We start from the raw sequence: 12820 nt of genomic DNA, 5'->3' as shown, positions 1-12820 counted from the left end.
TAACGTGTTGGCCTGCGGGATGCGATCAGCGGGTGAGGTACAGATCCCGAAGGCAGGTTCTGCGATAGCTTGCCGGCGCGACGCCGTAGGTCCGCTTGAAGGCCCGGCTGAAAGCGAACTCTGATTCATAGCCGACATGCTCGGCTACTTCAGCCAGACTGGTCTCACGTCCGAGGAGCAGGCGAGCGGCCAGGACCATACGCCAGCGCGTGAGATAGGCCAGGGGAGCCTCACCCATCTTTGCGGTGAAATGGCGAGCAAACGCAGCCCGGGACTGGCCGGCTTCCGCAGCGAGAGCCTGTACCGTCCAGGGACGGCCAGGCGAAGCGTGAATCGCCGTTACCGCGCGGGAGAGGTTGGGATCACGAAGCGCCGCGGCCCAGCCGGGAAGGTTATCGCTGATGGTGGCAGACCAGGCACGAACGATATACACGAAGAGCGCATCGAAGAGATGCTGGATCAGCGTCTCACTACCCGGCCCCGGAGCTTCGCTCTCTGTAGTAAGTTGACGAAGCGCCGCTGAGAGGGAAGGGTGCTTCGCGATCTCCGCGCGGCGGAAATGGATGGCCGGCGGCAATGCACTCAGGATGGGATGGACCATCTTGATGCCGGAGAGGTACACACCACAGAGCAGCGTGCTGACAAGATCTCCTGTAATAGGCCGTGACGGGCAATGCAGAAAATCCTCAAGCGGTTCGGGAGTGGCATCGAGGCTTGAGAGGATGTCATGGTCCAGTCCCTGTGGCACCAGTACAAGATCACCTGTCTGTAGTTCGAGAGTCGGCACGACCGAGCCGCGCAGCCAGCAGAACCCTTCAATGACATAGTGAAACATCACGCCGTCGTAGGTGGCGATGCTCATGCCCCATGGAGCGGACGTGCGTGTACGGCACAGCGCCGCGGCATTGCTCGCGATTTCACTGATCCAATTCGTGTCGACAGCGCGACCCATACGGAACTGACGTTACAGCATTTTCCCTATTGCTGGGTATCCCGAAAGAGCGTGCAGCGGCGTTTTCATCGCGGAAAACTCCCATAAATGCTCCAGCACCGGAATGAGACGGACGGCAATGAAAGCGAGACGCCTGCCCATGTCTTCGCGGCGTGGCATTCCGTAGGTTGAAGAACGAGGAGAGACGTGATGACACACCCAGGAGTCTTCGTTCCCCTGACGCTCTTTTGTATCGCCGGCAGCGCCGCCGATGGAGGAGCCTACTTTGCCTTCTCAAACTTCGTGATGCAGGGCTTGCATCGGCTGCCTGTCGATGCCGCGGTGGTGGCGATGCAGCAGCTCGATATTACGGCGGAGAATCCCTGGTTTGCTTTGGCTTTGTTCGGCACCGGCCTGGCTTCACTGGTGCTGGCAACGCACGCGATTCGGACGCGCCACGGCCGGGGCCCGATGCTGACGGCTGTCGTGTTGTATCTGCTGTCGCTTGCGGTGACCTTTGCATGCAACGTTCCGTTGAACGACACCCTGGCAAAAGCCGATGCTCATGCCGCGAACGCGGCGCAGACATGGGCAGCGTTTTACAACGTGTGGATGCTGTGGAACCACACCCGAACCATTCTGGCGTTGGCCTCCACGGTGTTCTTTGCCATCGCTCTTGCGCGGTGCGAACAAGGAGAGACGGCATGAAGACACTGGTGACGGGAAGCACAGGAAAAGTTGGAGCAGCCGTGGTGAAGGCTCTTGCCATCGCCGGGCAGGATGTTCGTGCGGCGAGCCGTAGCCCGCAGAATATTGCCGCGATGGATGGCGTTGAAGTCGTGCGCTTCGACTACGGGAATCCGGCGACCTTTACAGAAGCGCTGAAAGATGTCGACCGCGTCTTTCTGATGGAGCCACAGCCGGCGGTTGGGCCTGCAGACGAAGTGATGCTCCCCATGCTGGAAGCCGCGTTACAGCGCGGGTGCAAGATCGTCCTGCTCAGCTCCGCGAGCGTAATCCTGCAGCAGGAACCGTTGACCCGCGTGGAAGAGATGGTGCAGAAAGCTGCGCGATGGGTAATCGTGCGGGCGAACTGGTTCATGGACAACTTCCATACCTGGTGGGCAGAGCCGATCAAGTACAACGGCATTTTGCCGCTACCGGCGGGTGACGCTCTGACTCCATTCATCGACGCCCGCGACGTTGGTGCGGCCGCCGCGGCGGCGTTGATGAGAGAAGACGTAAACCGCAAAATCTTCCAGTTGACCGGGCCGGAGGCTCTACGCTACGACAACGCTGCCGCTGTGCTGGGTCAGGCCATACAAAGCGAGGTGCGGTATGTATCGATGGAAGACGATGAGTTCGCCAAAACGCTGTCGCAGGCGGGGCTTCCGGAGGAATACATCGCCTATATCCTCAGCCTGTTTCGCGTGACGCGGACCGGAAGGCTCTCACAACCGACCGATGACTTCGAGAGGCTGACGGGGAAAACACCACGGTCGCTTCGGGAGTATGCTGCCGATTATCGCGAGATGTGGCAGTGATGGAAGCAAAGGAGGGGATTTCCCCTCCTTTGCTTTTGTCTCTGGAGCATTTTCCCTGTTGCCGGGTATCCCGGAAAGGGCGTGCAGCGGCGTTTTCATTGCGGAAAACGCCCATAGTTGCGGAATCCCTACACTACACCTACAGGAAAAATGCTCTAGCGCTTTTTCGCAGCTTTCTTGCCGGCTGCCTTTTTCACGGCTTTTGCGGCTACCTTCTTTTTTACAGCTGTCTTTTTCGCGGCTTTCTTTGCCGGTAAGACCGTTTTGACTGTCTTCTTCGCAGCTTTCTTCACGGCCTTCTTGACGGCTTTTTTCGCCGCTTTCTTTGCGGCAACCTTTTTCGCGGCTTTCTTGCCCGCTTTCGCCGGGGTTGAGGCTCCTGTACATGCCAGATGTTTCTCGAGAAGCCCCTCAATCTGTTCCAGCAGAGTCCGGGTTTGCATGGGTTTGACCAGCATCTTGTCGGCGCCCATCTCTTGCCAGTCATCGTCGGCGACGGGGAAGGCGGTCAGCAGCGCAATCGCCGGAGGGGTGGGCAGTCCGCGGGCATAGCCGACCACATCGCGGCCTGCCTGTTCATGTTCCATCCGCATGTCGGTGATGACCATGTCGTACGGTTTGGCGCGGAGTTTGTGGCGGCCCTCCAGGCCGGAGGTGGCGGTATCGACGTCGAAGCCTGAGATCTCCAGAACTGCTTTTAAGGTGAGGAGGACGGCAATTTCGTCATCGACGAGCAAAATGCGGCGTTTCATTCAGGCAGAACTCCTAACATGCCCTATAGCGGGCAATCAACATTGCAACATAAAACGTTGTACTGATGGGAGATGGGATGCGGAAGCACCCTCCGCTGGTTGGTTCATCGGCCGCCATGCCGTTTCGGGCAGAGGGGGTCTTTCCGCGTACCGCATGGAGGAATCCAACCAATCATCCTGCGAAATTGTTATACTTTCGTCTGCGTGCTGAGCCGTTTGACGCTCTAGCCGCGTCAAATTTTAGACCCACAGATTTAGATCCCGGAGGCTTCTTATTCCACCACCGTTTAACGACAAGCGATCGCAAAAGAGTTTCATCCGCACCAACGAAAGAATCCGCGCCCGTGAGGTGCGTGTGATTGACGAGAATGGCGAGCAGGTCGGCATTATGCAGCCATTCGATGCCCTCAAGATCGCACGCGAACGCGGACTGGACCTGGTGGAGATTTCGCCCAACGCCGTTCCCCCGGTGTGCCGTATTCAGGATTACGGCAAGTTCCTCTACGAGAAGGACAAGAGTGACCGCGCTGCGAAGAAGAAGCAGAAGGTCATCACCATCAAGGAAGTGAAATTCTCTGTCACGGTAGACGAGCACGACTACCAGACGAAGAAGAACCAGGCCGTCCGCTTCCTGCAGGAAGGCGATAAGGTGAAGGCCAGCCTGCGCTTCAAAGGCCGCCAGATGGCGCACCGCGACCTTGGCTACAAGATCATCCACCGCCTGATCCAGGATGTGGGCGAGAACGGCATCGTCGAGTTTATGCCTCGCATGGAAGGCACTACGCTGCACGCTATTCTGGCTCCGACCAAGAAGGCGGAGCCCAAGAAGCCTGTTGCGCCGAGTAAGCCCGAAGGCGCCGCCGAACCAGCGCCGGTTCCACAGGCGCCTGTTTCCCACGCATAGACGGCAATCCAATATTTCTTCGACGAGGGGCTCCCGCTGGGGAGCCCTTTTTCGTTGCCTGGGGAGCCCTTTTTCGGCTGGGGCACAGACCTATTCCAAGGCGCCTTCTTTGACCCAGCGCTCCAAGTCGCGGATCTCCTGTTCCGGAAGCTTGCCACGACGGTTCGGCATGGGCATAGGATCGTCCTTAGGCCCCTCGTGCCGCACCAGCTTGATCATGAGGCTCTTTTCCGGATCGCCGGGAACCAGCGCCGTGCCATGTTTGCCGCCCTTCACCATGTAGGCGCGGCTGTCGACCCGAAGGCCGCTCTCGCGGTTCAGGCCGGCGTGGCAGCGGTAGCAGCGGGTCTGCAGGATCGGCTGAACCCGGTCGATATAGAGGTTACCGGTGTTCTTGTAGGTGACGTCTTTCGGAGTCATTGGTTTGTCGCAGCCGCTAAGACCGGCGGTCAGAGCCAGCAACAGGCCCGCACAGGTGACGGAGGAGACCCGGAAGATCGGAGAGCATTTTCCCTGCAGGTGTAGAGTAGGGTTTCCGCATCTATGGGCGTTTTCCGCAATGAAAACGCCGCTGCACGTCACTTTCGGGTTACCCAGCAACAGGGAAAATGCTCTAATGCGCATGCTTCTTCATCGTAGCGGAGACAGCAGGGGAGGCGAACTCTCTGCGCGGCGGTGTTTACTGATTCCTACACAGAATCCTTCTGGTTACTTTTTGCGTTACCGGGTCGGAGGTAGGCTTGAAAGTGCTCTGGCCTCTGACGCGGGCTTCTTTGTTGTGCGTATGCGTCGCCTTGGATGGGTGTTTTTGCTCGTGGCTGCTGCCGCCGGTCAATTGCCGGCGCAGCCCACGAGTAAGAAGCCGGGAAAAAAACCCGCTGCGGGATCGCCCGCAGTACGCTCGACCACCCGTCCGTCTGCATCCGCTACCGCAAAACCGAAGGCCGTTGCTCCGGCGACACGCACCGGCCACTCTCCTGTCGACGAGGCCGGGAATCGCGCTGCCGCGGCTGCGGCGGCGGAACGTGTCCATGCCTGGCTGAGAGATCATCATGAGGTTGTCGCGGACGACGCGCCGGGCCCATTCCCGGTTGCAAAACCTGTCCGCAAGCCTTTTGCGACGGCTTCTGTTCCGGCTGCTTCAGCCAAGCCTGTAATTGCGGCAAAGGATGACGGGCAGAAGGCAACAACCGAAGATTTTCTGAAGGCAGCCCAGCAGCGAAAGTCACTGGAGCAGAAGCGTCCACCTGCTGAAACTGAAACCCCTGAGCCGGAAAAGACCACACACCTGCCTCCCAAGGCCGAGGCGCCGGCACCGGTGGTACATGTTTCGCAGACGGACGATTCGGAACAGCCGCAGCCTGCTGAGCCGGCGGTTTCCCCTGCCGAGCGCCCCAAGCTGACTCCGGCGAAAACCGAATCCATCCGCCCGCTGAACAAACCTGTAATCGAAGAGAAAGCGGCCTCAGAACTGCCGGCGCCACCAGTACTGGCGGTGAAACGTACCGAGCTTGTGGAGGAGAGTCCTGCTGCAGCGCTGCCTCAGCCGAAGCTGACCTTCCGGCGCGGCCGCCTGGTCGTCCCAGCGCCGCTGCTGGGTTCGCATGCCATCCTGGTACGCCAGAACGTCGTCGCCGACCGCTACGGCCTGGAACGCGTGCAGGATGATGCGGATCTTGTGCGTCTGCGCAAAGCCAAGCAGTTGGTCGCACTGCCTGATAACAAGGCGATGCAGGTAGATGACCGTCTGGAAGGTGACAGGCGGTATGCCCGCCCCTGGGCGGTGAAGTTCTTGAATGACCTTGGCCGCGCGCACTATGACCGCTTCCGGGGTCCCCTGCAGGTGAACTCAGCCGTGCGCACCGTGGAGTTCCAGCAGCGCCTGCTGCGCACCAACGGCAACGCCGCCCCGGCAGAGGGTGACACCGCTTCGCCTCACCTCACGGGACAGGCGGTCGATCTGGCCAAACACGGTCTGTCCATGACAGAGATTGCCTGGCTGCGCGCGTACCTGTTGCCCCTGGTGCAGGAAGGGAAGATCGACGTGGAAGAAGAGTTCCAGCAGGCATGCTTCCACATCAGCATCTACAAGAACTACATGCCCGAACCGAAGACGAAGGAAAGGCCCAGTAAATCACGGCTGCCAAAGGCTTCGCTGGCAACCGCCCTGCCTTAGGGCATATCGATAGATTCCTGACAGATCCATAGAAAACGGTTCGAGCTCGCGCTCGAATTTCCCACTCATGCTTTCGCATGAATGGGGCACCCAATTTAGTGGTAGGAAAAATCTGGGGGCCCCATCCATCTCAAATCGGGGTCCCCAGAAAACTTGTTCGCTGGGGTGATAACGCGATGGGTGGGACTAGTTGTCAGTCTCAATCTCCATCAGATCAGGCTCAATCCATGCGCGTCGAGCCTTGGTCGATTTCACAACGTTGAAGCTGTAATAGCGCGTCAGGATATCGCGCTGCGGGCCAAACTCTTCGACAGCCCGGATGACAAATGCGGCGCGTGCTGCATCAGGACACCGGGCGAGCTCTACCGCCAGCACCCTGATCCAAAAGGCCGTGATGGTCTCGTGATACCCGCTGGTATCGGTGTTTTGTGTGCCCACGGCTTCGTTGTAAGCACGGATACGCTTCCTCATCTCGGTGAGTGCCGCTTCAGGGCCGAGGGCATGGACATACCAAGCCCCGCTGAGAATGTGAGCGGCATGCGTCCAATGTTCTTTGGGAAGCGTTCCGGCTTCGAATGCCGACACGAAGGCCGCAATCTGCTCGTGGGTGGATGGAAGCGGATGCATGTTTTTATCCTCTCACCTCACCTTGTAGAGCATTTTTCCCTGTCGCTGGGTATCGCGAAAGGGCCGTGCAGCGGCGTTTTCATTGCGGAAAACGCCCATAGATGCTAAAGCCCTACTCTATACCTACAGGGAAAATGCTCTAGTCTGGTGCAATGGAGCCAGTCACTCATTTCATGACGGGTGCGGTGTTGAGCCGTGCCGGTTTCAATCGCAAAGCCGCCTATGCCACGCTGGCCATGACCCTGGCCGCGGAGCTTCCGGATATCGATTATGTCTATCGCCTTGGTGGGCCGTTGGCCTACTTCCAGCACCATCGCGGATGGACTCACAGCTTGTGGGCACTGCCGCTGGAGGCTGCGTTTGTTGTCGGGATAGCTAAGCTGGTGCATTGGTGGCGGTCGGCAAACGGAAGTGCTCCGGTTGCGCCGGTCCGTTGGGGCTGGCTCTTTGTCTTTTCCTGGATTGCGCTTTTGAGCCATCTGCTGCTGGACTACACCAACAACTACGGCGTGCGGCCGTTCGCTCCCTGGAACCCTCGCTGGTATGAGGCGTCGTTGGTGTTTATCGCGGAGCCGCTGCAGTGGCTGTTCCTGTTGGGTGCTCTGTTATTGCCTGCGATCTTCGGCCTGGTGGCGAATGAGGTTGGAGCGCGGCGTTCGGTGTTTCGTGGACAGGGCCTGGCAATCGCAGCTCTGGTCTTCACCGTCGTGCTGTGGGTGGTGCGCGACTTCGAGCACAACAAGGCGGTGCGTCTGGCAGAGGCGAATGAGATCTCCGGCGAGCCCGTGCTGCGGGTGGCGGCCAACCCGTACCCCGTGAATCCCTTCAAATGGCAGGTTGTGATTGAGACTCCGAAGTACTTTCGGCTGGGCGTGATGGATACCCTGCGGGAAGAGATGACCAGCGACCCCAGCAACGACCTGATCCGCAAGCCGCCCACAACGCTGGCGACGCTGGCTGCGAAGCGGTCGTGGCTGGGAGAGATCTATCTGGACTGGGCGCACTGGCCGGTAGTGAGGGAACAGGCGCGGGATGCTGCCTCGGCTGCTCCGGGAGAAGACGAGACTGAGGTGACCTTTGACGACCTGCGCTTCCGCTACAGCTCCAGTTTTCTGGACGGACGGATGCGGAACCCGCTACGGGGCGTTGCGACCGTGAATGCGGATCACAGAGTCGTCGAGATGCAGATCGACGGCAGCGTACAGAGGCAGGGAGATTGAGGGCGTTGTATGAGTGAGTTGATCCGGGTGAGTGAACTGATCAGGGCCGAGCGCGCCCTCGGCGACTTTCACCTGACTGTCTGTACCGATGGCACGGCGCTGTTCGACGGCGGCGCCATGTTTGGCGTGGTGCCGAAGACGCTATGGTCAAAGAAGGTGCCGGCCGACGAGCAGAACCGAATCGCGGTCGGGCTGAACTGCCTGTTGGTCCGGACCGGCAGGCACAATGTGCTGATCGAGACCGGTTTCGGCAACAAGTTGACACCGAAGCAGCGCGAGATCTATGGGACGCAGCAGAAGCTGCCGGAGTCTCTGGCCGCGGCGGGTATCTCTCCGGAAGAGATCGACGTCGTCATCAACACCCACCTGCATTGGGATCACTGCAGTTGGAATACAACGCTGCATCCTGATGGCAGTGTGACTCCGACCTTTCCGAATGCGCGCTACTTCGTGCATCGCGGCGAGGTGCTGCACGGCCATCACCAGCATGAGCGCGACGCCATCAGCTATGCCTCAGCGAACTACGACCCGCTGATCGAAGCCGGCCAGATGACGCTGATCGATGACGAACGCATGACCGCGCCGGAGATCTGCGACGGCATCTGGGTCGAGCTCTATCCCGGCCACACAGAGCAGTTGATGGCTGTCCATATCGAGAGCAGGGGACAGCACGCCGTCTTCGTCAGCGACCTGATCCCGACGCGACATCATCTGGATCTGAGCTGGGCCATGGGTTTCGACCTGGACCCAATCCGCACCATCGAGGAGCGCAAACGCTACTTCGCACAGGCACTGCCGAAACGATGGCTGACGATCTTCCCGCACGACCATGAGCTGCCGATGACCTATCTCAAGCAGGACGAGCGAGGGCGGGTCGTACCAGAGTAGAGAAGGCAAAGCAGAAAACAAAACGGGGAGCGCCGAAGCGCTCCCCGTTTTCAGCCTGATCCTCAGGCCAGGGGTTAGAAGACGTAAGCGACCTTGATACGAAGTTGGCGAGCCGCCTGGAATAAATTCGGCTTGCCATACTGGTTGGAAAGAATTCGCGAGGAGCTGTTCGCAGTCGCGATGTAGTCCCAGCCAGTCATGTACTTCTGGTAATCAGCACCAGTCGGATTATTCGTATCCGTTGACGCGATCGAATAAGCGGTTGTCGTCAGATTCTCGACGTAGGCCATGACCGCATGCTGGTTGAAGGCGTTCTGAACATTGAGCTCAGCGCCGATCTTGCGGTTCTCATGCTCCTTGCTGACGTGGACGTAGTGCGTCAGATTGAGATCCGTTTGTGTATAGGCAGGTGTACGGTAGTTCTGTGCGACACCGTCTAATACGAGGTTGCCAACATTAGGTCCAGAGGTCGCGGGATCGCGGTGAACTTGTGTAAAGTTCCCCTGGTTCTCCGCAAATTGGCAGGCGCTCGACGAGATGGTGCCGACGCAGGTGGAAACCGGACTACCCTGATAGACCGCCTGCGACAGACCCAATTGGGACTCACCCAACAGCGTTCTCAGACGATAGGAGCCCCACGCGCCAAAGGTGTTTGGCCGATCGGTCGGGAGAGGCCCATCGAGAGGATTTCCATGCGTATCGAACTGCATCTGCGGATAGTCGAACGAACGGTTGTTGTTTGGATTGTGACGGCCCCCCGATCCATCTGTGATGTAGGTCGTCGTCAGGCCAGGGTAGTTACCGGTGAGCTTGCTGTAGGTGTAGAAAGCCTGCACGAAGTACTTGTTGGTAACCTTCGTGATACGGAATTCGACACCGTCATAGCGACGAGTGGCTTTCGGTTGATACGGGCAGTTGGGGCAGATACCAGCAGGGTTGAGGAAGCCTGCAGCCTTAGCAGCAGTCATCGCACCTGAGGTCACCTGTGCCCGATAGATATTCGGCAACGCGCGGTGCAGAAGGTCGCCGTATGCCGATCCGGGATTACCGATATAGTAGCCATAGTTGTCATTGACACCCATGTCTTCGATTGTGTTGTCGAGACGCTTACGTGCATAACGTCCAGTGAACGTGAGTGTAGGGGTAATAGCCCACTCACCGCCGACAACGTATTCGTGCTGTTTCATCGGCTTGATATTGCGATCAACTCCTGGGTCGTCCGAACTATTGTTGGTCGCACGCAGGTCATTGTTTTCGATGAAACGGCCAATTGCGCCACCCGATGCGGACGTGTCCGAGGCTGCGTTTGCCGGTACTCCCGGAGCAAGTCCAGTTGTTGGGCAGGAATGGCGATAGCCGTCAGCGCCTGCAGGAGCTGTAGGTTGAATGGTGTTGTAATCGAATTTGTCGAGTGTATAGACGCAATCGTGCCAGTAGTTGCCTCCGAAGGAGCCTTGAGGCAACGAGTACTTCATGATGTCGAAGAACTGTCCATAGCTGGCGTAGACCTTCACCTTGCCGTTATGGAGCAGATCATATGCACCACCGATTCGAGGGGCGACCTTATCCGCAAATCCGAACGAAATGCTGGGTGAGGTTGGAGTGTATGGCGGCAGGTATTCTTTGTCGAAACGAACACCAGCGTTAATCGTCAGACCAGTACGACCCAATGTCCAAGCGTCCTGAATATAAAGGCCATGAGTTTTGCTGGAGACTTTGCCGATCACATCTGTTCCGTCTCGAACGATGAAATAGCCATACTGACCACGGCATCCCGCTGTCGCATTGTTTGTCCCATTAGGATTCGTTTGAGTTACTGGCTGGCCATAGGCTTGCTGGTTGGCTGTAATAATGGCATCGCAGGCTGATGGGCTGGTTTGCGGCGAGTATGGCTGGCCATAGTACATGATGACGTAGGCGTAGTCGTACAACGTCTTCACATTATTTCCAAGGTTGTTTAACGCGTAGCCGCCCTTGAAGTTGTGCGTTCCTGCCCAGCCAGTTTTGAGTGTTGAGACGTCGACAGAAAATTGCTTACGGGTATAGGCATTGAAGAACGTTGGCTGATTTGCTCCGATGTTCTGGAAGCCGCTAGTTTGGTAGAAGGTCGAGGGAACGCCTGCGGCTCCGAACGTCTGTTGCTTCGTTGGATCACCTGTCGGATTAAGTGTAGTCGTCGATGCAGAGACGTTCCCGCTGTATTGATAGCGAAGTCCTGAAGGTGAACCTAGCGTGTGGGTATTTGAGAAGGTATATCCGTAACGCGCGCTGATAAGCGTATTTGACGTGATAGTGTAGTCGCCGCCAAAGCTATAGATCGAGCCTGGACTTGCTGTACCGGTGTCTGCACGGAACGTTGTCGGATCTGTTCCGGCGCTGGAATTCGCTTGCCCGATCTTCGATTGGGGATTAGGTAATTGTCCGATGCTGCGTTGATAGGCGTTCTGCCAGTTTGCGAAGAGCCGCAGTTTGCTGAAGGGAGAATAGTCAAAGCGGAGCAGGCCAAGATGGGTATCGGTATTCTGATAGAACTGCCTCGGACCGGGGTTTGTTCCTGTAAATGTCGCATCGCGGCGGACCCTGTTGAAACTGGGGACATAGCTTGCGAACATACGTAGTTTGTCGGAAATTAGTGGACCGCCGAGAGTGAAACCGGGATCGAGCTGCCGATAGTGATCTTGTTGTGCGATGTAGTATTCGTAGCTTGCATCCGACCGGTTTCCGCTGTTGCTTGAGGTACCGGGGACAGCACGAAGGCCGCAGCTCGTGTTATAGAGGAGGGAGGCGCTGGTGCCTTGGAAATTGCACTGATCATTGGCATTGAGGGCGCTTGAACGGTAATACCCGAAGATAGAACCGTGCCAATTGCTGCCGCCCTTGGGTTGGATCACGTTGACTACGCCGCCAAGGGCGCCACCATATTCTGCTTCAAAGCTGGAGCTCTTTACCTGCACCTGGTCTACAAATTCGACCGGCACCGTAAAACCGACGCCGCCAGCCTGGATGCTTGTGATGTTTACACCGTCCGAAGCATAAACGTTTTCAGAGTCGGATGCGCCATCGATCTGGTAGCCGTTGCTGCGGTTGGAACTGGTGGACTGGAGGGGTTCCTGCCGGGCGCCCGGAGTAAACGGAATAACGGATTGGAAATTTCGTCCTTTTGGAATTTCCTGGAGAATTTCGTTCGTGACGACTGTCTCAACCTTACTTTGTGTGACGTCAACCTGAGCCAAGGAGTCCGTAACGTCAATTACTGTGCTCGCGCCGACAGCGGCTTTGAGGTTAAGGTTCGGAAGTTCACCCGCTGCGAGTTTTACATTCGTCGCTTTTGCAGACATTCCGGAACCTTCGACCGAAATCGTGTAGGTTCCAGGTGGGAGTGCGTTAAGCCGATAGAATCCACGGCCATCCGTGGTTGCCGTGGCCGGTGTTGGCAGTGAATCGCTGGTCGCGGTGACGGTTGCACCTGCGACGACTGCACCAGTCGGATCAGTGACCGTACCCTGAATCGCTGCTGTGGTTTCCTGCGCAGAAACCGCAGGAACAGCCAGCAGAGCGAGCAGGCACAAGCAGAAACCCACCGCCAGATGGCGGAGGGTTGAGGCTGTATTTCGCATCAAATGGACCTCTCGAAACAAAAAAAGTCGGCGGAGTCTCATGGCTCGCGCCGTACGTGTTTATGTATGCCGCAGCGTTCGATGTAGTCGTTTCTTCATCGAGCGTCTGGCAGCCGTCATTGCGTTTCGGACATTCCCGAAAAATGTATACATATTGGTGT

11 protein-coding genes are annotated in these 12820 nt (G+C 57.7%); 6 read left to right on the top strand and 5 right to left on the bottom strand.

Annotated features, from left to right (window positions below; translation table 11 throughout):
* Nucleotides 1-25 precede the first annotated feature (25 nt).
* On the bottom strand, nt 26-952 hold the full coding sequence (locus AB4Y89_RS07520; protein WP_442300290.1) for an AraC family transcriptional regulator: 927 nt from the start codon (nt 950-952) through the stop codon (nt 26-28).
* A 189-nt stretch (nt 953-1141) separates the two neighbouring features.
* Here AB4Y89_RS07520 and AB4Y89_RS07515 point away from each other — a divergent pair, with 189 nt between their 5' ends.
* Nucleotides 1142-1639: an anthrone oxygenase family protein gene (locus AB4Y89_RS07515; RefSeq protein ID WP_442300289.1), complete on the top strand. Its 498-nt coding sequence runs from the start codon at nt 1142-1144 to the stop codon at nt 1637-1639.
* Entirely contained in the window at nt 1636-2475 is an 840-nt protein-coding gene (locus AB4Y89_RS07510) for an NmrA family NAD(P)-binding protein (protein ID WP_442300288.1), read from the top strand. Before AB4Y89_RS07515 ends, AB4Y89_RS07510 begins: the two co-directional genes overlap by 4 nt.
* Before the next feature lie 155 nt (nt 2476-2630).
* On the opposite strand, the gene AB4Y89_RS07505 is transcribed toward AB4Y89_RS07510, so the two are convergent.
* A complete protein-coding gene (locus AB4Y89_RS07505; protein WP_442300287.1) occupies nt 2631-3227 on the bottom strand; it encodes a response regulator in 597 nt (198 codons plus the stop codon).
* Nucleotides 3228-3501: 274 nt separating this feature from the next.
* Here AB4Y89_RS07505 and infC point away from each other — a divergent pair, with 274 nt between their 5' ends.
* A complete protein-coding gene (infC, locus tag AB4Y89_RS07500; RefSeq protein WP_442300325.1) occupies nt 3502-4131 on the top strand; it encodes a translation initiation factor IF-3 in 630 nt (209 codons plus the stop codon).
* Nucleotides 4132-4221: 90 nt separating this feature from the next.
* On the opposite strand, the gene AB4Y89_RS07495 is transcribed toward infC, so the two are convergent.
* Nucleotides 4222-4755, bottom strand: a complete 534-nt coding sequence (locus tag AB4Y89_RS07495) for a c-type cytochrome domain-containing protein (protein WP_442300286.1) — start codon at nt 4753-4755, stop codon at nt 4222-4224.
* A gap of 160 nt (nt 4756-4915) precedes the next feature.
* Here AB4Y89_RS07495 and AB4Y89_RS07490 point away from each other — a divergent pair, with 160 nt between their 5' ends.
* On the top strand, nt 4916-6307 hold the full coding sequence (locus AB4Y89_RS07490) for a DUF5715 family protein (RefSeq protein ID WP_442300285.1): 1392 nt from the start codon (nt 4916-4918) through the stop codon (nt 6305-6307).
* Nucleotides 6308-6493: 186 nt separating this feature from the next.
* Here the strand turns inward: AB4Y89_RS07490 and AB4Y89_RS07485 are convergent, their stop codons facing one another.
* Nucleotides 6494-6934: a hypothetical protein gene (locus AB4Y89_RS07485; RefSeq protein ID WP_442300284.1), complete on the bottom strand. Its 441-nt coding sequence runs from the start codon at nt 6932-6934 to the stop codon at nt 6494-6496.
* A gap of 152 nt (nt 6935-7086) precedes the next feature.
* Here AB4Y89_RS07485 and AB4Y89_RS07480 point away from each other — a divergent pair, with 152 nt between their 5' ends.
* Together AB4Y89_RS07480 and AB4Y89_RS07475 are read left to right on the top strand one after the other, a co-directional pair.
* Nucleotides 7087-8154 carry a metal-dependent hydrolase gene (locus tag AB4Y89_RS07480; protein ID WP_442300283.1) on the top strand — a complete coding sequence of 356 codons (1068 nt, stop codon included), beginning with the start codon at nt 7087-7089 and terminating at the stop codon, nt 8152-8154.
* Between the two features lie 9 nt (nt 8155-8163).
* Entirely contained in the window at nt 8164-9042 is an 879-nt protein-coding gene (locus AB4Y89_RS07475; protein WP_442300282.1) for an MBL fold metallo-hydrolase, read from the top strand.
* A gap of 74 nt (nt 9043-9116) precedes the next feature.
* Here the strand turns inward: AB4Y89_RS07475 and AB4Y89_RS07470 are convergent, their stop codons facing one another.
* Complete coding sequence (locus AB4Y89_RS07470) at nt 9117-12659, bottom strand: carboxypeptidase regulatory-like domain-containing protein (protein ID WP_442300281.1); 3543 nt, start codon at nt 12657-12659, stop codon at nt 9117-9119.
* Between the last annotated feature and the right edge of the window lie 161 nt (nt 12660-12820).

This window comes from Terriglobus sp. 2YAB30_2 (assembly GCF_052114765.1).
GTDB lineage: Bacteria > Acidobacteriota > Terriglobia > Terriglobales > Acidobacteriaceae > Terriglobus.
Note: the sequence above shows the minus strand (reverse complement) of the source record. Positions and strands in the feature narration are given on the sequence as shown.

Bases quoted from the DNA above. Each gene is read 5' to 3' on its own strand.
- AB4Y89_RS07510 (WP_442300288.1), top strand. From the start codon at position 1,636: ATGAAGACACTGGTGACGGGAAGCACAGGAAAAGTTGGAGCAGCCGTG.
- AB4Y89_RS07475 (WP_442300282.1), top strand. From the start codon at position 8,164: ATGAGTGAGTTGATCCGGGTGAGTGAACTGATCAGGGCCGAGCGCGCC.
- AB4Y89_RS07495 (WP_442300286.1), bottom strand. From the start codon at position 4,755: ATGCGCATTAGAGCATTTTCCCTGTTGCTGGGTAACCCGAAAGTGACG.
- AB4Y89_RS07515 (WP_442300289.1), top strand. From the start codon at position 1,142: ATGACACACCCAGGAGTCTTCGTTCCCCTGACGCTCTTTTGTATCGCC.
- AB4Y89_RS07480 (WP_442300283.1), top strand. From the start codon at position 7,087: ATGGAGCCAGTCACTCATTTCATGACGGGTGCGGTGTTGAGCCGTGCC.
- AB4Y89_RS07470 (WP_442300281.1), bottom strand. From the start codon at position 12,659: ATGCGAAATACAGCCTCAACCCTCCGCCATCTGGCGGTGGGTTTCTGC.
- AB4Y89_RS07505 (WP_442300287.1), bottom strand. From the start codon at position 3,227: ATGAAACGCCGCATTTTGCTCGTCGATGACGAAATTGCCGTCCTCCTC.
- AB4Y89_RS07520 (WP_442300290.1), bottom strand. From the start codon at position 952: ATGGGTCGCGCTGTCGACACGAATTGGATCAGTGAAATCGCGAGCAAT.
- AB4Y89_RS07485 (WP_442300284.1), bottom strand. From the start codon at position 6,934: ATGCATCCGCTTCCATCCACCCACGAGCAGATTGCGGCCTTCGTGTCG.
- AB4Y89_RS07490 (WP_442300285.1), top strand. From the start codon at position 4,916: ATGCGTCGCCTTGGATGGGTGTTTTTGCTCGTGGCTGCTGCCGCCGGT.